The organism is Vagococcus fluvialis bH819, assembly GCF_900163795.1.
Taxonomy (GTDB): Bacteria; Bacillota; Bacilli; order Lactobacillales; family Vagococcaceae; genus Vagococcus; species Vagococcus fluvialis_A.
This window is the reverse complement of the sequence record NZ_FWFD01000013.1, coordinates 1-18,172: the sequence shown is the minus strand read 5'-3', so window position 1 is coordinate 18,172 and position 18,172 is coordinate 1. Positions and strand designations below refer to the sequence as shown.

General features: G+C 33.4%; 18 protein-coding genes, 1 pseudogene and 1 other annotated feature. Of the genes and pseudogenes, 6 read left to right on the top strand and 13 right to left on the bottom strand.

Annotated elements, in window-relative coordinates:
- Positions 1-23: 23 nt before the first annotated feature.
- A complete protein-coding gene (gene infC, locus FM121_RS08360) occupies positions 24-545 on the bottom strand; it encodes a translation initiation factor IF-3 (RefSeq protein ID WP_086951714.1) in 522 nt (173 codons plus the stop codon).
- A 22-nt stretch (positions 546-567) separates the two neighbouring features.
- Positions 568-709, bottom strand: a sequence feature (ribosomal protein L20 leader region).
- Positions 710-851: 142 nt separating this feature from the next.
- On the opposite strand from infC, the gene FM121_RS08355 reads away from it, so the two are divergent.
- The gene (locus FM121_RS08355; protein ID WP_179203831.1) at positions 852-1,496 is read left to right on the top strand and encodes a pentapeptide repeat-containing protein; all 645 of its coding nucleotides are present in this window, start codon (positions 852-854) and stop codon (positions 1,494-1,496) included.
- A gap of 81 nt (positions 1,497-1,577) precedes the next feature.
- Here FM121_RS08355 and FM121_RS08350 read toward each other — a convergent pair whose 3' ends face one another.
- From FM121_RS08350 to FM121_RS08340, 3 genes are read right to left on the bottom strand one after another with little or no spacing between them, the layout of a single operon-like run.
- A complete protein-coding gene (locus FM121_RS08350) occupies positions 1,578-2,087 on the bottom strand; it encodes a DUF3278 domain-containing protein (protein ID WP_086951712.1) in 510 nt (169 codons plus the stop codon).
- A gap of 20 nt (positions 2,088-2,107) precedes the next feature.
- The gene (locus FM121_RS08345; RefSeq protein WP_086951711.1) at positions 2,108-2,596 is read right to left on the bottom strand and encodes a DUF3278 domain-containing protein; all 489 of its coding nucleotides are present in this window, start codon (positions 2,594-2,596) and stop codon (positions 2,108-2,110) included.
- Positions 2,596-2,787 (bottom strand): helix-turn-helix transcriptional regulator, encoded by a 192-nt coding sequence (locus tag FM121_RS08340; protein ID WP_086951710.1) that lies wholly within the window; start codon positions 2,785-2,787, stop codon positions 2,596-2,598. Before FM121_RS08340 ends, FM121_RS08345 begins: the two co-directional genes overlap by 1 nt.
- Before the next feature lie 172 nt (positions 2,788-2,959).
- On the opposite strand from FM121_RS08340, the gene FM121_RS08335 reads away from it, so the two are divergent.
- Entirely contained in the window at positions 2,960-3,754 is a 795-nt protein-coding gene (locus FM121_RS08335) for a hypothetical protein (RefSeq protein WP_143597072.1), read from the top strand.
- A gap of 69 nt (positions 3,755-3,823) precedes the next feature.
- Here FM121_RS08335 and FM121_RS08330 read toward each other — a convergent pair whose 3' ends face one another.
- From FM121_RS08330 to dhaK, 6 genes are all read right to left on the bottom strand, one after another.
- The gene (locus FM121_RS08330; protein ID WP_179203830.1) at positions 3,824-6,904 is read right to left on the bottom strand and encodes a bifunctional metallophosphatase/5'-nucleotidase; all 3,081 of its coding nucleotides are present in this window, start codon (positions 6,902-6,904) and stop codon (positions 3,824-3,826) included.
- 219 nt (positions 6,905-7,123) lie between these two features.
- Positions 7,124-8,113 (bottom strand): DhaKLM operon coactivator DhaQ, encoded by a 990-nt coding sequence (gene dhaQ / locus FM121_RS08325; protein WP_086951708.1) that lies wholly within the window; start codon positions 8,111-8,113, stop codon positions 7,124-7,126.
- A gap of 142 nt (positions 8,114-8,255) precedes the next feature.
- Entirely contained in the window at positions 8,256-9,383 is a 1,128-nt protein-coding gene (locus FM121_RS08320) for a glycerol dehydrogenase (RefSeq protein WP_086951707.1), read from the bottom strand.
- Positions 9,384-9,413: 30 nt separating this feature from the next.
- Positions 9,414-9,782: a dihydroxyacetone kinase phosphoryl donor subunit DhaM gene (gene dhaM / locus FM121_RS08315; protein ID WP_086951706.1), complete on the bottom strand. Its 369-nt coding sequence runs from the start codon at positions 9,780-9,782 to the stop codon at positions 9,414-9,416.
- The gene (gene dhaL, locus FM121_RS08310; RefSeq protein WP_086951705.1) at positions 9,782-10,363 is read right to left on the bottom strand and encodes a dihydroxyacetone kinase subunit DhaL; all 582 of its coding nucleotides are present in this window, start codon (positions 10,361-10,363) and stop codon (positions 9,782-9,784) included. The genes dhaM and dhaL overlap by 1 nt, the downstream gene beginning before the upstream one ends.
- Before the next feature lie 14 nt (positions 10,364-10,377).
- On the bottom strand, positions 10,378-11,364 hold the full coding sequence (dhaK, locus tag FM121_RS08305) for a dihydroxyacetone kinase subunit DhaK (RefSeq protein WP_086951704.1): 987 nt from the start codon (positions 11,362-11,364) through the stop codon (positions 10,378-10,380).
- A gap of 168 nt (positions 11,365-11,532) precedes the next feature.
- Here dhaK and dhaS point away from each other — a divergent pair, with 168 nt between their 5' ends.
- Positions 11,533-12,048 (top strand): dihydroxyacetone kinase transcriptional activator DhaS, encoded by a 516-nt coding sequence (dhaS, locus tag FM121_RS08300; protein WP_086951703.1) that lies wholly within the window; start codon positions 11,533-11,535, stop codon positions 12,046-12,048.
- Between the two features lie 94 nt (positions 12,049-12,142).
- Here dhaS and FM121_RS08295 read toward each other — a convergent pair whose 3' ends face one another.
- Together FM121_RS08295 and FM121_RS08290 are read right to left on the bottom strand one after the other, a co-directional pair.
- On the bottom strand, positions 12,143-14,776 hold the full coding sequence (locus FM121_RS08295; RefSeq protein WP_086951702.1) for a YhgE/Pip domain-containing protein: 2,634 nt from the start codon (positions 14,774-14,776) through the stop codon (positions 12,143-12,145).
- 14 nt (positions 14,777-14,790) lie between these two features.
- Positions 14,791-15,264: an Rrf2 family transcriptional regulator gene (locus tag FM121_RS08290; RefSeq protein WP_086951701.1), complete on the bottom strand. Its 474-nt coding sequence runs from the start codon at positions 15,262-15,264 to the stop codon at positions 14,791-14,793.
- 265 nt (positions 15,265-15,529) lie between these two features.
- Between FM121_RS08290 and FM121_RS08285 the strand changes: the two genes are divergently transcribed.
- From FM121_RS08285 to FM121_RS14765, 3 genes and pseudogenes are all read left to right on the top strand, one after another.
- Positions 15,530-16,090, top strand: a complete 561-nt coding sequence (locus FM121_RS08285; protein ID WP_086951700.1) for a hypothetical protein — start codon at positions 15,530-15,532, stop codon at positions 16,088-16,090.
- A gap of 67 nt (positions 16,091-16,157) precedes the next feature.
- Entirely contained in the window at positions 16,158-16,472 is a 315-nt protein-coding gene (locus FM121_RS08280) for a transposase family protein (RefSeq protein WP_086951699.1), read from the top strand.
- A gap of 379 nt (positions 16,473-16,851) precedes the next feature.
- A pseudogene (locus tag FM121_RS14765) lies at positions 16,852-16,920 on the top strand (transposase); the annotation flags it as partial.
- Positions 16,921-16,980: 60 nt separating this feature from the next.
- On the opposite strand, the gene tnpC reads toward FM121_RS14765, so the two are convergent.
- Positions 16,981-18,039, bottom strand: a complete 1,059-nt coding sequence (gene tnpC / locus FM121_RS08275) for an IS66 family transposase (protein ID WP_086951698.1) — start codon at positions 18,037-18,039, stop codon at positions 16,981-16,983.
- Positions 18,040-18,172: the final 133 nt, after the last annotated feature.

Genomic DNA, 18,172 nt, shown 5'->3' with positions numbered 1-18,172 from the left:
TTGTTTTCCTCCTCAAATTCTTGTTACTTATCTGCTTTTGGTGCAAGCACTAGAAACATGCTTCTACCATCCATTTTTGCTTTTTGTTCTACTGTCGCAATGTCAGCAGTTTCTTCAGCTAAACGGTTCAAGACGTTCTGACCAATTTCTTTATGAGTAATCGCGCGACCTTTGAAACGGATAGAAGCTTTCACTTTATCACCTTTTTCAAGGAATTTACGAGCGTTACGAAGTTTTGTATTAAAATCATTTACGTCGATTGTTGGACTTAAACGTACTTCTTTAACATTGATTACTTTTTGTTTTTTACGAGCTTCACGTTCTTTTTTCTGTTGCTCAAAACGGAATTTACCGTGATCCATTACTTTTGCAACGGGTGGTTTTGCAGTGGGTGCCACTAAAACTAAGTCTAAGTTTGCACTCTCAGCAATTCTCAATGCTTCAACTTTACTTTTAACACCTAACTGTTCGCCGTCTGCCGAGATTAAACGTACTTCTTTTGCACGAATGCCGTCGTTTACCATAATATCTTTTGCTATGGTCATTCACCTCCATAATTTTTAGAGAAAAGACGAAAAAAAACGAGTCCTTTTAAAATTTAAAAGTCCCGCACCTAATAAATCAACCTTACTTAAATAAGGATAATTTGACTATCTAGCCCAGTCATAAACATCACTCAGGCGAGAAGCGGGTGCTTCTTCTTAATTTCTCAACTCCATTAGTATATCTTATAACCATGAAAGGTGTCAACTATTTTCTTTATATATTTTCACTGTTATCTTTATATATTTTCACTGTTGATTATGATATGCTCAAAGAAAGAGATACTTATAGTAAGGAGTACTAAAAATATGCCTGATTTTAAATTAGAACAGCCCAGACTAAGTAGTCACCTAGAAGAGATACTACCTGAATATTTAGAGGATGAATTAATGATCCAACAGAACTTAATTAGAGAAACATCCCTTTCTGATGGTTCTTATGCCAGTCTCGTTTTTGAAAAAAGTCATTTTTATAAAGTTGATTTTTCTAGTAATTTTTTCCAGCGTTTTGAAGTGGTCGATTGTTTATTTGAATCTTGTGATTTCTCTAATATTGAATGGATTGGTGCTTCATTTCATCGCTGTATCTTCAAAAATTGTAAACTCACTGGAGCAAATTTTGCAGAAAGTTTACTCCAAAATTGTCAATTCATTGATTGTAATATTCCTTATGCTTCTTTTAATTTTACTCAATTAAAACGAGTTTATTTTAGTGATTGCCACTTAGATTACTCTGAGTTTAACGATATAAAGTGGAATAATTTAGAAATACATCAGTGCCAACTCAATAAAACAACTTGGGTTAATACAGCTCTAAACAAATTAAATCTTTCTTCTTGTCAATTTGAAACTATTAGTTTATCACCAGATTTAATCAGAGGCTTGATTATTAACTACGAACAAATGATTACTGTCGGATTAACATTAGGACTCGTTTTAGACGAACCAAGGTAAACCAATGTGGTGAAAAAAGCGATTAACTCCAAGCAACTGGAAGAAATACTCATAAAAAAATAAAACGAGGTTGAGTAGATATCAATCTCGTTTTATCTTTGATCTTCGTGCCCTCTTTAATTGAAAAAGACTGGCTATCGATATTATTGATACAAAAATAATTCCGCTAACAATACTACTTGCTAATCTTTTCATTGAAAGATCTCCAGGACTCATCACAAATGTATAGGTTGTAAAAAAAATTCCCGAAATAACCATTCTTCGAAGCAATATCTTCTTCTCTTTTACATAGTTTATCTCTTCTTTATCATAATCACCTAGACCCAAACAATCCACTTGATAACTGATATAGCACATCGTTATAAAAATACTTGCCATATTAATACTCAAATATACCCAAAAAATAGTAGCTGGATTAATATACATAGCAAGCACCAAACAAATAATCATCGCAGAAAAAGAAACTAGCCAAGTAGCCATAAAAGCATTATTTCCAATCCGATTAATTTCAGCTCGTTTGTATTCATCCAACACACCTGTGATCCCATAAATATGCTTGATTAGTTTTACAACAACCTTTTCTTCTTTCATTATTTCCACGCCTCCAAAGTTCAGTCATTCTTAACTTTCTTAATATTCGTTACACCAATACCATACATCGCACTTCCAAAAAAGAGACCAACGGCTAAATAGATAATAATCGACTTAATCGAATAATCACTTCCGATTAACTGAATGCCTGAAAAAAATAAACCTCCCAAAATAGCGTTTCTTTTCATTTTCTTTTTTACTACCATAAAGTCTTTTTCTTCAACTTCATCATTAGCTAACTCAGCGCATTCTACTTCATACATCATGTATAAGCCAATGCCAATAATCATTAAAAAACTTGTAATTAATAAAACCCATAAAACAACTTCAGGATTAAAATTTAAGGCAGCAATCACTGCAATCATATTGGCTACCAGAAAATATCCCCATAAAAACATAAACGCATTATTGCCAATCCGATTAATTTCAGCTCGTTTGTATTCATCCAATACCCCACTAATTCCGTAAACTCTTTTAATCAACCTAACCCCTAATTTTTCCTTCTCCATTACGATTCCTCCCAAAACAAACTATTTAAATCTGTGTCCAATTCTTTAGCTAGTTTAATACATAAATCAAGGGACGGATTGTACTTACCATTTTCAATTAAGTTAATAGTTTGTCTAGCAACACCGACTCGCTTGGCTAATTCCAATTGGGATAATTTTTTTTCTGTTCGAAACTTTTTTACTCTATTCATATTATCCTCTTCTTAATGTCATATATATATTACATAAAAAGTGTATACCATATCGAGAGTAGTGTCAACTATATATGACACTATGTTTTTTTTCACTTAATTTAAGCATCTTTCTAGTATGCAATTTAACTTTCAGATTATAATAAAGAAAATTACTTTTGGAGGTACTATGATGACCATTAAAACTGATGTTACTTTTTCTAAAAATAAAACAACCATTACAACTACAGACAACGCCTTAACGATTTCCATCAAACAAACTAAAGCTATTCCTAAAAAACTAACAAATACTGCTATATTTTTTCTATATGCAGATAAGCAATTAATTTTTATCGGTCAAGAAAAAGCCTTAACAGCACTTAAATTCCCAATTTTTACTGATTTAATTGAAGTATCAACAGAGCAGGATATTGAATTGGATTACATTGAGCGTTTATTTGTTAATCATGCTCTTGAAAAAGGGAGTGAACTCGTCAGTGGCTCAGAATTAATTATTCCACAAAATATCTTAAATCAACTTGAGGATTTTAAAGAAACAATACTCCTTATTTTAAAAAATATGAACTATTCTTTTGATAAAGCAGAAAATAAAAAAAGCAAACCTGCCAAGGCTCGTCATAAATGGACGAAAGAAGTGAGTGAAAAGGAATTTTATATTGATACAAGAGACAGTAAAGCTTGTGTTATGTGGATTAAACGAAATCAAATGCTGATAAAAAAAGGGGCAACTATGATGAAAGAAGCTCCTCTTAATAAAGATGGTTCTGTCGGTTTTTCTGCCAAAATGGGCGATAAAATTAGAATAGATCATAAAGAGCAATTCAATAATTTTGTCACAACTGAAGATATTATCTTGAAAAGTGTCAATGAAGTTGGTTTATTTCTTTATTTTGCCGGAACTAACAGCTGGCTTGAAATGATTGATCCAGAAGGTAAGACGTTGAATGAGTGGACAGTTGTAGAGTAAAAAAATAAAAAAGCTTCATGAACAAAATCTAGTAAGATTTTGTTTCATGAAGCTTTTTAAAATTTGATTTTATTTTACAGCATTTTTATTCACGTAACCATGCCAAGTTCCCTCTGCATCGAACAATGAATAATATGTTGCGCCATTGTAATGGTTGTATTGACCACGAGCTGTAAATGTTTCACCCATTATTTTATCAGTTGTGTTCATTTCTTTCCAACCAAAATTTGACCAAGTGCTATAGCCTTTTTTAGCGATTGTTACTTTTTTGCCATAGTTGATATAAGCACCTTGTTTACCATTTCCAACTTTAACTGCGTTAGCATTAATGTATCCTTGCCATTTACCTTTATTATCATAAAGTGAATAGTAAGTTGCGCCATTAATATGTTGGTAGCGACCTTTAGCTTGGTATGTTTGATTCATTAATTTTTTACTTGTATTACGTTTTTTCCAATTGAAGTTTGACCATACATCATAGTTATCTTTAGAGATAGTTACATAACTTCCATCAGTAATGTAAGCACCTTGCGCACCTTCACCAAATTTAACAGCATTTTTATTTACATAACCATGCCATTTTCCATTTCCATCATATAATGATAAGTAGGTTGCGCCATTAGCATGTTTATAATGACCTTTAGCTTGGTATGTTTGACCAACTAATTTATCTGTTGTATTTCTTTCTTTCCAATCAAAGTTTGACCATGTACTATAACCAGTGCGGTTAATTGTTACATAACGACCATCTTTAATATATGGTCCTTGTGGGTCTTTCACTAACTCAGTTGCATTTTCATTGATATATCCTTGCCATTTACCTTTGTTATCGTAAAGAGATAAGTAAGTAGCACCATTGTCATGATTATATTTACCACGTGCAGTGAATACTTCATTTAATACGTTATTAGATTTATTTCTTTCTTTCCAATCAAAATTTGACCATAGGCTGTAATTTTTCTTCACAACTTTAACGTATTTACCATATTCAATATATGGACCTTGTGGAAGTGTTACAGAAATAGATTCTTCCAATCTAGTTAAACCTAAAGCAGCATGGAAATTAACAACTGATTCACTTACTTTTTCAGATAATTTAACTTCAAATTTACCCTCTTTATCTGCTTGAGCTTTTCCTAAAACAGTATTATCAGTTTTAGTAAATCCAACTAAAGCTTCTGGTGCTGTCACACCTGAAATAACAGTATCACCTTTTTTAATTGGGTTAACTTTTGAGGCTGCTTTTAATTCGTCCGCTGATATCACATATTTAGTTTTGCGATCAACTTTTGGTGCTTCGATTAATTCTTTTTTAGCTGTTTTAGCTTCAAAATAATTAACAAATGTATTTGTATCAGTATCCATAGCAGTTACTAACTTACCATTAGTAAAGGCTGTAAATCCATCACCACCACCAAATAAGAAATCATTGATGATAACGTTATAGTGTTTTTCATCTGATAATAACATTCCATCAATATCAGATCTTACGTTTTCTACTTTAAATGTGCCATCACCAGTTTTTGCAGTACCAGCATAGTCATATTTTAAACCTGAAACTTGTAACGTATAACCTGTTTTACCGTTATTGTATTGTTGATTTAATGCTTCTTTGATATCTTTTCCTGTCATATCAACAACTTGTAAAATATTACCAAATGGTTGAACTGTTTGAGCAGCCCCCCATGTAATATTACCTTCGCCGTCTAATAATAAGTCAGCACGGATACCACCTGAGTTAGTCATAGCAAAGTCTGCTTTAACTGCATTTCCTTTAGCATCTTTTAAATCAGAGTTATTCGCCATATACAATTGACCGTCTGTAATCAAATTACCAAGTTCAGACTCATCATGTTCATTTGTACCACGAGTAATCATTTTTTTACCATCTACTTCAGATACTTTATCTAAGTCTGCTTTAGCAATTGAAGCATTAGTAATTGGTTTAATCAAATCTGATGCTTCGTCTACAATTTCTTGAATTTTTCCATCTGGAGTAATTTTGCTTCCGTCAGTTGGAATAATCTCAGCTTTTGGTGTTTCTTTAAAGTCTTTTGTTACTGGGTCTAACTCACCTTGTAAATCGATATACGCTTTACCTTGTGATGTACTTTGAACCACACGAACATCTTTTTTACCTTCACGTTTAATTAAACCGTTAGTATATTGGTGATTGTGACCTGCAAAAACAACGTCGACACCATTTTCTGGATCTAAGTTATCAACAGTTTTCATCATTTCAACAACTTCGCCTTGGACAAGATCATCTTTACTTGTTGCTGCAACGTGTGAAACGACTACTACAGCATTGATATCGTGATCTTCACGTAATTCTTTTGTATATTTTGCTACAGCTTCACCTTCGTCAATAACATTAAAATCTTTTGTATGCTCTGCTAAAACTAGGTTTGGAAATTCTTTTGTTACCACACCAATATAACCAACTTTAACAGCCTCAGTTCCTTCACCATATGTTTTAACAATGTAAGGTGGTAAATCATACGGTTGCGCACCTGCTTTACCTTGAGGGCCATCTACTTTATTGGTAATATTAGCAATTGCTACATCTTGAGTGCTTTTTTCTCTAGGATAACCATTGATAGCTTCCCAAAGTTCATCACTAATACTGCCCATTGCTTCTCTTGATGGTTTTTCACCTTTAAGAATGCGAACATACTCGCCTAATCCTTTATCAAATTCATGATTACCTAATGTACCAATTGTAAAGTTCATCTCATTAAAGACACGCATCGTTGGTTCATCTCTTAAAAGAGCTGAATTAGCGGGACTTGCTCCAACTAAATCCCCTGCTTGAACACGTTCTGTATGAGTTGAACCTGTACTAGTTTTAAATTCATTTTGAGCTTGATCTAGATATGCTGCTAAAACTGATGCTCTACCCACATTAGTAAACTTACCATTTTCTAAATAAGCGGTACCAGTTGTGTTTAAGGCGCCATGGAAATCATTGACACCTAACATTTGAACAGGAATATTTTTATTAGCTTCTGCTTCTTTTGTTGATTCTGTTATTTGTACCCCGTTACTCGAACTAGTTGTTGCTGCCTCTTCTGCGATTACATGAGTAGCTGACAACGTTAGTGGGCACAATAATGATAATGCAATAAACAATGAATTTTTACTTTTCACTCTATTTCTCCTCCTTATTATTAATGTAATCGTTATCATTTTACCTCTAAAGATAAAACTATTCAAGCTGAATTTTGATTAAAAAAAACATTTTATATATATAAAATGTTTTTAAAATAGCCTTTTTAAACAATACTACTCATACTTTGCGGACAGTTTTTATTAAAACAAATAAATAAAAGTACTTTTCACTATAACTTTTAGTAAAAAGTACTTTTATTACCAAGCAAATGCATCTGTTTTTTCTTTTAAATAATTTAACCAAGACTCCTTTTTTACTTCTAAAAAAGTTAAAGATATCCCTGCCATATTCGTTGAAGTCATAAAATTGCCACTTTTTTGAAACACAACTTCTATATCTTCCAATTGCAATAAACGTTTCACATCATTAGCAAAGATATATTGCTCCATTATTGTTGTTGCACCTAAGCCATTGATCATGACTGCAAATGAAGTAGAATGACCATGATCATACTGAATTAATAATTTATTGATCAATTCATTGGCCAGATATTCGGAAGAATAAAAAGGTTCTTCGCGGTAACCAGATTCTCCATGTATTCCAATGCCATACGAAATTTGCCCTTTTTCTAATTCAAAAATTGCTTTTTCGCTACCAATTGTTTTACCACTTTCTAAGGCAACTCCTAATGTGTTAGTCGCTAAAATAACCTCTTCACCTAGTTCTTTTAGCTCCGTTAATGATAAGCCGTCTCTAGCTGCTGCTCCTAATATTTTATGAACAAAAATCGTCCCCGCCACGCCACGACGTCTTTTTTTGTAGCTGCCTTCTTCAATAGAACAATCATCGTTTACAATCACATGGTCTACTAGTATTCCTGACATTTTTGCTTGTTTCTCAGCTTCTAAAAAGTTACTCACATCAGCTTCGAAGTTTTTTATAATTAATAGAACTCCTCTAGGGGTTGCCACTTGTTTAATCGCTTCTAAAATATCACTGGTTTTTGGTGGGATAAAAATAGGTCCACTCACACTAGCACTCAACATGCCACTGCCTACATATCCAAAATGAGCGGGTTCGTGTCCACTTCCCCCACCACTAATTAGAGCCACACAATCAGTTTCATTATTCTTTTTTTTGATAATTCCAGTATCTTTTATTCTCACCAATTTCTCTTGATGAATAAATGCTACACCATTTAATACTTGAGAAACAGTGTCTTTTGGTTTATTAATAATTTGGGTCATAATTCTTCTGCCTCCAGATTCAACTTTATTTAGTGTAACATAAACCCTTCATTTACAATAGATTGAGTCAAATAAAAAAGAGAAACGATGATCTACTTTCTCAATCGAAAAAGTAAATCATCTGTCTCCCCTAGACTATTATTTATTTATTTTTATAGTCACGACCAATTTTATCAGCAGCCATAATTGCTTGCGCTACTTCTTCAACAACGATTGGGAATGGCATTGAATGGATTGATTCTTCTGGAATACAGGCTTTTTCAGCCACTTCCATTGCTTCTTCAAAGGTAATCGATTCAACTCCGATATCAGCTAAACAAACTGGTAAGCCAATTGATAAACTAAAATCTAGTACTTCATGTAATTCTTCAACTGGTGCATTTTCTAACACTAATTGACAAATCACACTAAAGGCTACTTTTTCACCGTGGAAATAATGGTGCGTTCCTTCTAAAGCTGTTAATCCATCATGAATGGCATGAATTGCTGCTAAACCACTACTTTCAAAGCCTAAACCTGATAATAAAATATTCGTTTCAACAATATTTTCTAAAGCTGGTGTTACCACATTGTTATCACAAGCAATCTTAGCATTATAACCATTTTCTAATAATGTTTCATAACAAACTTTAGCTAAGGTATAAGCTGCAATGGTATTTTTAGCTGGTAATGTTTCTTTGGTTTGGTAACCATTTGGAAGTCCTGCATTAACATTTGAGAAAGAACGAGATGTGGCACGAGCTTCAAAAAGAGTCGATAAAGCATCTCCCATACCTGCTACTAAGAAACGTGTCGGTGCATTAGCGATGATTTTTGTATCCACCATAACCACACTTGGGCTTTGTTTGAAATAAGCATAATCATCAAATTCACCCTCTTCAGTATAAAGAACGGCTGAATGTGATGTTGGAGCATCTGTTGCGGCAATCGTTGGAACAATGATTAAAGCTTCACCTTCTGCCACACATTTAGATGTGTCAATGGCTTTACCACCACCAAGACCAATCACACAGTCTGTTTGTTTTTCTTTGGCTACTGCTTGAAGTCTAGCAACTTCTTGGCGAGAACATTCACCATTAAAATGACTGGCTACGATTTCAATACCAAATTTTTCAGCTGTTTCATCTAATTGTTTTTGAACACGGTTAATATCATCTTGGTGAGCTATTAATAAAGCTGATTTTCCAAATGTTTTAACAAAATAACCTAAGTTCAAAATTTCATCTTCACCTTGTACGTATTTAGTTGGACAAATAAATGCTTTTCTCATGACTGACACTCTCCTGGTTTCTTTTATTTACTATTTGATTTTTAATGGTGCTAATTGTTCTTCTATTGCTGACAAATCCGCTCCAGCTTGAATTAAGGCAGCTGCAGTATAACTACTTTCTAAAAGGGCTGTATCATATAAAATGACTTCCTTGTCTGTCATTTCAATTGCCATTTCTAAATTCATTTTAGCGCTCCCTAAATCATAGAAGGCTAATATTTTATCGGATTCATTTTCTTCAAAAGCGGCTAATATTTTTTCAAAACTTGTTCCCACACCGTTTTCTTCTGTACCACCGGCTGTTGTAACCGATACATCTTTAGCTACTTCATTAATTAAACGTTGGATTCCTTTCACCACATCAGATACGTGGGAAACCATCACAATTCCTAAACTCATTATTTAATCACCCCTGCTTCAATCATTGTTTCAAATAGGTACGCACTTGACATTGAGCCCGGATCAATATGACCAATTGAACGATCTCCTAGATAGGATGCTCTACCTTTTGATGCTTTAATCTCTTTCGTTGCTTCCGTAAATCCTTGAATTTTTTCGACAGTTAATTCATTATTTTTTAAGGCGTCAATAGTTGGAGCCCAAGTGTCAACCATCGTTTTTTCACCAATTTCTGCTTTCCCACGTTTTTGAATATCTGCTAAACCAGCTTCTAAAATTTCCACAATGTCCTCAGATTTCATAGATGCTTTCGTCATACCCATAAAAGCAGAACCATAAAGTGGACCTGATGCACCCCCGACTTTACTAATAAGCGTCATAGCTGATAATTTCAATGTGTCTGTGACTGTCTCTGGATTTTTTTCTGTGATAGCTTTCATCATCTCAGTTGTTCCACGAGCCATATTAGCGCCATGATCTCCGTCGCCAATTGGCGTATCTAAATCACTTAAATATTGTTTGTTTTCTACCACTTTATCTGTAAACAGTTGTAACCACTGTTTTAATTGTTCGTTTGTCATTATATTTCCTCCTCTTACCAAGCAATTGTTGTTACTGGATAATTTAATTGCTCTGTCCATTCATCTTCTAATTTAATCATTGTTAATGAAAGACCTGACATATCAATAGCAGTCATTAAATCTCCGACTTTTTTGAATTCAATGGTTAGATTTTCTTCAGCTAATAATTCTTTCACATCATTCATAAAGATAAATTGTTCCATTAAAGGCGTACTTCCTAAACCGTTCACTAAAACACCAAATTGGTCTCCTGCTTGCCATTTAAATTCAGCTTTTAATTTTTCAACTAATTCTTTTGCTAATCCTTTTGAAGGTTTTAACTCTTCTTTACGGTAACCAGGTTCTCCATGAATCCCTACACCGTACTCAATTTCGTTATCTTCTAAAACAAATCCAGGTTTTCCAACTGCTGGAACAGTTGCACCAGTTAAAGCAACTCCGATTGTTTTAATATTAGGGATTAATTTGTCTGCTATTTCTTTCACTTCAGCTAATGATTTACCTTGATCTGCGTAAGCTCCTAAAATTTTATGTACCAAGACAGTTCCTGCAACCCCACGACGACCAGCTGTATACGTACTATCTTCAACAGCAATATCATCGTCAACAATGATTGTTTCAACTTCGATGCCTTCCATCTCAGCCATGTCTTTAGCCATTTCAAAGTTCATGACGTCACCAGAATAATTTTTAATAATTAACATCACACCTGCACCAGTATCAGCCGCTTTAATTCCTTCAAGGACTTGATCAGGTGTTGGAGAAGTAAATATTTCGCCACAAACAGCTGCACTCAACATACCACGACCAACAAAACCAGCATGAGAAGGTTCATGACCACTACCACCACCACTGACCAAACCAACTTTACCTTTTCCTAAGTCTTTTCTTACAATGACATCGGTTTCATTCACACGTTCAACTAAATCGCTATAAGCATACGTCAAACCTTCAAGCATTTGATTCAAAATCTCTTCTGGTTGGTTAATTATTTTTTTCATTATATATTCTTCCTTTCTTTTGGTAACGTTCTCATCTACTCTTACAGTATAGAATGAAAACCTTTTCTATGTAATGGACAAATTTTTAAATGTGTCCGCTTTATTTTTATTTGTCATTTGAGATATTCCTTGTTATTCTTAATAGGTACAGTTAAAGGATGTGAAAAGATGGTATCAACTGGCTCTTTAATCACTAAAAAAGTTATTGCGTATTCATTCAAAGACTTAATGAAGACAAAAGACTTTCAAAAAATATCAATCAAAGAAATAATGAGTCATGCTGATTACCGAAGACAAACTTTTTATGACCATTTTGTAGATAAATATGAGCTTTTAGAGTGGTGTTATCAACAAGATATCAAAGAGGTCACTGAACATCTTTTACAATATGAACACTGGCAAAAAATTATTCTACGACTGCTATCTTACTTAAAAAAAAATCAATTATTTTACCAAAAAATACTATTATTGCCCGAACCTATCGGATTTGAAACTTACTTTGTCAGTCAAATTCAATTGATTTTGAAAAATATTGATGAAGATATTCCAAATGAAACGATCAAATTTCTTTCATTTGGAGTGGCTGGTTATATAAAAGAATGGTTGATGACTGACTGTATTCAAGATGAAACAGAATTAGCAGCATCACTTAATAAGATGATCCTATCCCTTTCAGAAGGCTAGAATGATAAAAAAATAGCATTTAGCTCCAAATGGATGGAGGTAAACTAAAAAATGAGTTGAACTCCACTTTTGGAGAACAACTCATTTTTTTAGTTTAATGTAATATGCGTCCTTTTGATAAGTTTTCGTTTACTTTTCTGAATAAACGATCTGCTTTAGGGTATAGAATATAACCAGCGACAAAGAAGCCGATTGTTACACCTACCAATATTGAAATAGCTTTAATTGCTGAAGGCCAATAAATACCTCCAACTGATTCTCTTAGTAAATTCACCGCATGAGTAAATGGAATAAACGGATGAATTGCTCTAAAGAACGGACCAGACATTTCAATTGGGAAGTTACCTCCACCTGCTGATATGGAGAGCACTAGGATGATAATCGCGATTCCCTTACCGAGATTATCAAACAAAGCGACTAGAACATACACCATCATCATAAAGGCAAAATCAATTAATAAAGCAAATAAGATATTCCAGACAGGATGTTTTGTATAAGCACCTAGTAACCATTGATTTCCCAAGACTACGATTAATGCTTGGAAGAAACCGACTGTTAAATAAGTCATCATCCGTCCTAAAAATTGTTCACGTTTAGTATATTTTTTCTTTTGTTCTTCATCTAAATGGAATTTAGTTGAAGCGATACTTGAAAATAGAACAGCTCCTACCCATAAACAAAGGGCTGTATAGAACGGTGTGCTGGCTGAACCATAATTAGGAACAGGATACACATCTGTTTGTTTTAATTTAACTGGACTAGAAATAAAACTACTTTCTTTATTTGCATCATTCTTAAGATATTTAATTATCTCTTCTAAGTTAACATCTTTTTGTCCATCTCTAATTAATTTACTTGCCTTACCAATACTTTCTTTGATTTTTGGCCAGTCGTTATTAATTAAATCCACACCAGACGCTAATGCACTTTCGAATTTTGGCGCTTTTTCATTAACCATCTTCATTGTTTTTTGGACGTCTGATTCAACGCCAGGTAAATCTTTTTGAATAAAATCTGAGGCTTTATTTAATTTATTTTTAAGTACTGGGAAATCATTTGTAAAGAATGCTGCCCCGTTATTAATACCACCGACAATTAAGTCCATATTGCCATTTAATAACTCATTAGCTGAATGAATTTCCGCTTGAATGGCTGGTAATTCTTGTTGGTATGATTCTAAGAATCCAATCGCTTGTGTGATTGTTTTTGATGTACTTGTCATTAGACTATCTAAGCGATTAATTAAATCATCTGAAATCACAGAATTGGTAATATTACCTGCTTTTGTTAAGACATCTTGTGCTTCTTTAATTAACACATCAACATCTGCTTGAATAGCGTTCACATCAATGCTACTTACAATGTTATTAATATTTACTGCTTCATTTCTGATATCATTAAGTGCTTGTTTTAATTGTTCTGGACTCTCTGCTAAAGTATCAAAATTGGCAATCACATTATCCACTCTGGATTTAGCACCGTCTACTGCTACTTTGGCTGATTGTAATTTCGCAATGACACCATCTAAACGATTAGATCCAGTTAAAGCTTGCAAGTTTTGAAGTAACTCGATAATACCTTGAATCATTTCACTTTGCCCACCTAAACGATTAGATAAAGAAACTAATTCATTTTTTAACTGTGCTTTTTCATCTGCTGAAAGCTCATTGTCACCAATAATTTTGATTAATCCATCTGTAATAACGATCGTTTCATTTGAAACAACTTGGACAATCGTTATTCCTGAATTAACACCACTAGCGATACTAGGTAGAGCATCTGAAATAATTCCTAAACCTTTTTTAGCCTCATTAATTGCATCATCCATCATTTGAACAACTTGATCAAAATCTTGATCCACTTGATTAATTTGACGGCCTGCATCTTTTATTTGTGGTATTTTATCTTGTACTTGATAAACCATTCCACCATATTTTTCAATTTCCGGCATTTTTTCATTTAGTGAAATAACTTTTTTCGTCATTTGATTGAATTCAGGAATCATATCAACAAATTCATTGGCTTGATTTAATTTACCTTTTAATTCAGGCATTTTTTTATTAAGATCGACAACTTCTTTTGTATAGCCATCAATTTCATCTAAATGATCATCGATTTCTAAAACCTTACTCGTCATCTTTCTAATAGAAGGAAGATTACTATCTAAGTCAAAACCAATCTCATTTAAAATCTCCATTAACGTTTTACTAACTGTCGTCACAAATTCATCTGAAATTGTGTCTTTAATCGTTCCTGCACCCTTATCTGAAATTTTAGGTGCAATAGCATTAATCTTTTGATTCACACTATAATCAATTTCTGGGTGTTTGATATCACCACTGACAAAGCTAACCAAATTTTCCGAAAAATTCTCAGGTAAATAAATACCTGCATAAAATTTTCCACTTTCAACACCTTTATCTAATTCAGCTTTTGACTTAACAAATTGCCAGCCCATATTTTTATTATCTTTTAGGTTATCAACAATCTTATCCCCAATGTTGACTTCCTCCCCCATCACCTCAGCTGTTTTATCATCTGAGTAAATGGCAATTTTGATATCACTTGTATTGGAATAAGGATCCCATAATGCCGCAATATTAAACCAAGCATATAGTGACGGGATAAACATTAACGCAATGATTAATACAAAGGTTAATTTATTTTTGTAAATCCGTGTCCAATCTAATTTGAACAACTCTAAAACGTTCTTTATTCTTCTTTTCATTATTTTATCCCACCTTACACGATTTGATTCCAATCTTTTCTAGGAATTTCTCCATAATGTTCGAAAACATTTGTTAGTACTGCTTGAATTGTTACTTTTCTTAATTCTTCATCCCATGCTAAATCAGCTTGCGTAAAAACTTGAGTGATTTTTTCATTACCGTTTTGAGCAATTTCATTAAAATCAAAAAAAGCTTGCTCTAAAACGCCGATATGAGGAAATGAATGAAGTGGACCTTCAATAGCTTCTACTATATCTAATAAAGAAATTTCATTCAAGTCTCTTTCTATATAAAAACCACCATTGTTTCCTGAAACACCTTCTATCAATTTAGAGACGACTAATTTTCTTAATAGTTTTTTGACATAGGACTGAGAAACTGATAATTTTTGATAAATAGCTTGGGAAGAAGCAGGAACATCTTCATCTTGTGTCGCTAAGATAGCCATGATAGCCAATGCTTGCTCAGTTGCATTCGTTAATTTCATGAAAGTTTCATTCCTTTCTCTACTTCAAATAGCTATTATAGACTTTTTTTATCCACAAAGCAATTGATTTAACCGGAATTATTTGTTTACTTTAAAAAAATTGTCTAAAAAAGTTTTTACCACAAATTGGTATTGGTGTATAACGTATGATACACTTTTATTATACATACTTTGTTTATAAATAAAAACATTTGGTATAGTTTCAATACAAAGTTTATTTTTATAGAAAACAGCAGCTTTATGAACAAAAAAAAGGAGGATTCCTATGAAAAAAGAAGTTTGCGATGGCTTATTTTTCTCAATATTATTGCTTATTTTGGTACTGTTTCAATTTCTTACTAATCCAGAGTTTAATCTTTTTGAAAACTTATCGGCGTTACTACCTTTTTTACTTATTAATTCCATTGGGTATAAAACTAAGCTACCTAACTGGAGTCTCTTTCTTATTTTGTTTCTGACTTGGTTTATATGGATGAGTTTTAGTGACCCTGCTTCGATGGTGGATTGGACAAGTTACTTGTTAACAGGAATTTTTTCACTCTTTTTTTCTGGACTATTTACTCTTATTATCGCTCACGGAAGAAAGAATAAAGTCGAAGAGGACAGAATTTTTAAATGGGTTAGAAAAAAACTGCCCAACGCTTCCAATCTCATCTTATTTCTATCTGAGACCGTTCTATTGATGATTAGTTTAATCTCAATAACTTTTCTTTTTACGCAAGAGTTTAATTGGCTGATTATTACTTTCTGGCTTATTTTTAGTATTTATACGTCTGGTTCTGATCTTTACTTCCACAAAATAAAAAAAGCCAAAAAAGAAAGATAAAACAGCGATAATTTGCTTTGTCATTTATGGGGTATACACCAACCAAAATTACAAAGGAGAATGCCCTATGGAAAATAATACTAGAAAATCACTTAAATTAACAGATGAATCCTTAATTTTTGAAGAAAATTGGTTATCTATTGAAGCCAGACGCAATCGTTCAGTCAATATGATAAGCGGTAAAGAAAAGAAATGCCCGCATTGTGGCTTTTCTCAATGTTTTAAAAATGAAACTTACCAAACCATTAGTCAATTACCTGAAATTAATCGTCAACCGACTTATTTAAAATTAAAAAAAGAACGATATCTTTGTAAAAATTGTGGCGCCACTTCTAGCGCTACCACTTCTTTAGTTGATGATTATTGTCAGATTTCTAAATAGTTAAAGTATCAAATCGCTTTTAATTTAAAAGAAAACAGGACACGTAAAGAAATCGCTCAATCTCTTCACGTTTCCGAGAATACTATTCAACGTGTGTTACTCTCATTTACTAATAGTTGTCGACCTAATTTTCATTTCTTGCCTACGGCACTTTGTGTGGGTGAATTTAACTTTACTTCTAGTTGTCATACAAGAATGAGTTTTATTTGTGCTGACACACAATCTAAAAAAATAATTGATATTTTACCTGATAGAAGACTTCAATTATTAATCGAATATTTCATGAAGTATTCAAGAGCATCGTGATTAAAGGTAAAATTTTTAGTCATGGATATGAATGCCAGTTATGATCAACTATTAAAAAAGTGTTTCCTAATAAGGTATTAATAAAAAAATTAATGTAATAAAACGAGTAGCATATGGCTATCGTAATGTAAGCGGGAGGTAATCGAGTATATGCCAAATAAGGAATCGCTATGTCATACTATGATAAGTGGTTCCTTATTTTTTATCGACACGTAGCTTGAACTTGTTCTGACCAAGGTAAATAAACCTCGAGAGCGTTAGAAGTTGAATTATCTTCTAAATTAGGAAGATGAATAAACAAATATTCTAAGTACTTCACAGGAACTAAGTCGTTGGCTTTAGCCGTTTCAATGATAGAATAAGCTATCCCGTTAGCTGTAGCTCCCCGTTCACTCGCAGAAAAATGCCAATTCTTTCTGCCAATCGTTGTTGGGCGAATACTTCGCTCAGCTAAATGATTAGACAACGCACACCGTCCATCCTTCAGAAAATTCATCAAACCTGCCTTCATGTTAAGCGCATAGTTAACCGCTTTTCCTAGTTTCGAACCTGGAAGAGCATTAAAAGAAGCGATCCATTGCCAAAATTCATTAAGAATGGGTTGGCTTTTTGCCAACCGTAAATCATATTTTTCTTGATGGCTTAATTCTTTCATTTCTTTTTCGATATGAAAGAGTTGATCGCAATAGGCACCCCCTTGGCTCGCTGGAGTGTTTTTAGAAGAGGAATCTTTAGCTTCAAAGAATTTCCTTCTGACATGAGCCCAACAATTAACCAATGTTGTCTTCTCAATGGATTTATAAGCCGAGTAACCGTCACAATGTAAATAGCCTGAGAATTCAGCTAAAAATTGTTGTGCGACACTACTTTTACGACTGAGATCATGATAATATAAGATAATTGGATGCTCTGCTTGTTCGATGGTTCGAAAGAGCCAAAAGTAAGACTTTTGTTTCTCACTGGATAAAACATTATAGTAAGTTTCATCCGCATGGATGAGCTCTTCTTTAACTAGTTTCTTTTTGAGTTCCTTCCAAATAGGTGTTAAGCATTTTTCACATGAGGTAATGAACCAGTTTGCTTGTGTGCGACGTGGCACTCGTAATCCATAAGATTCCCACTCCTTTTCTTGTCGATAAAAAGGCAAACTCATTTCTATTTTTTGATGAAATAAGTGAGCTAAGATTGAAGCGGACGCCAAGCTATGAGTAATTGGCTGTTTAGGAACAACACCAATCACAAGTGCAATCTTCTCCTCCAAGCTGACAATGAACTTCTTTTATAGGTAAATCTTTTGTGAGGGCTGCTTTGTAGCCCTTTTTCTTTTTCCGTTGATAACTAATTTCCTCAAAGACGGTTTTTTCTTCAGTTGTCTCTGCTAGATTAAAAGACGA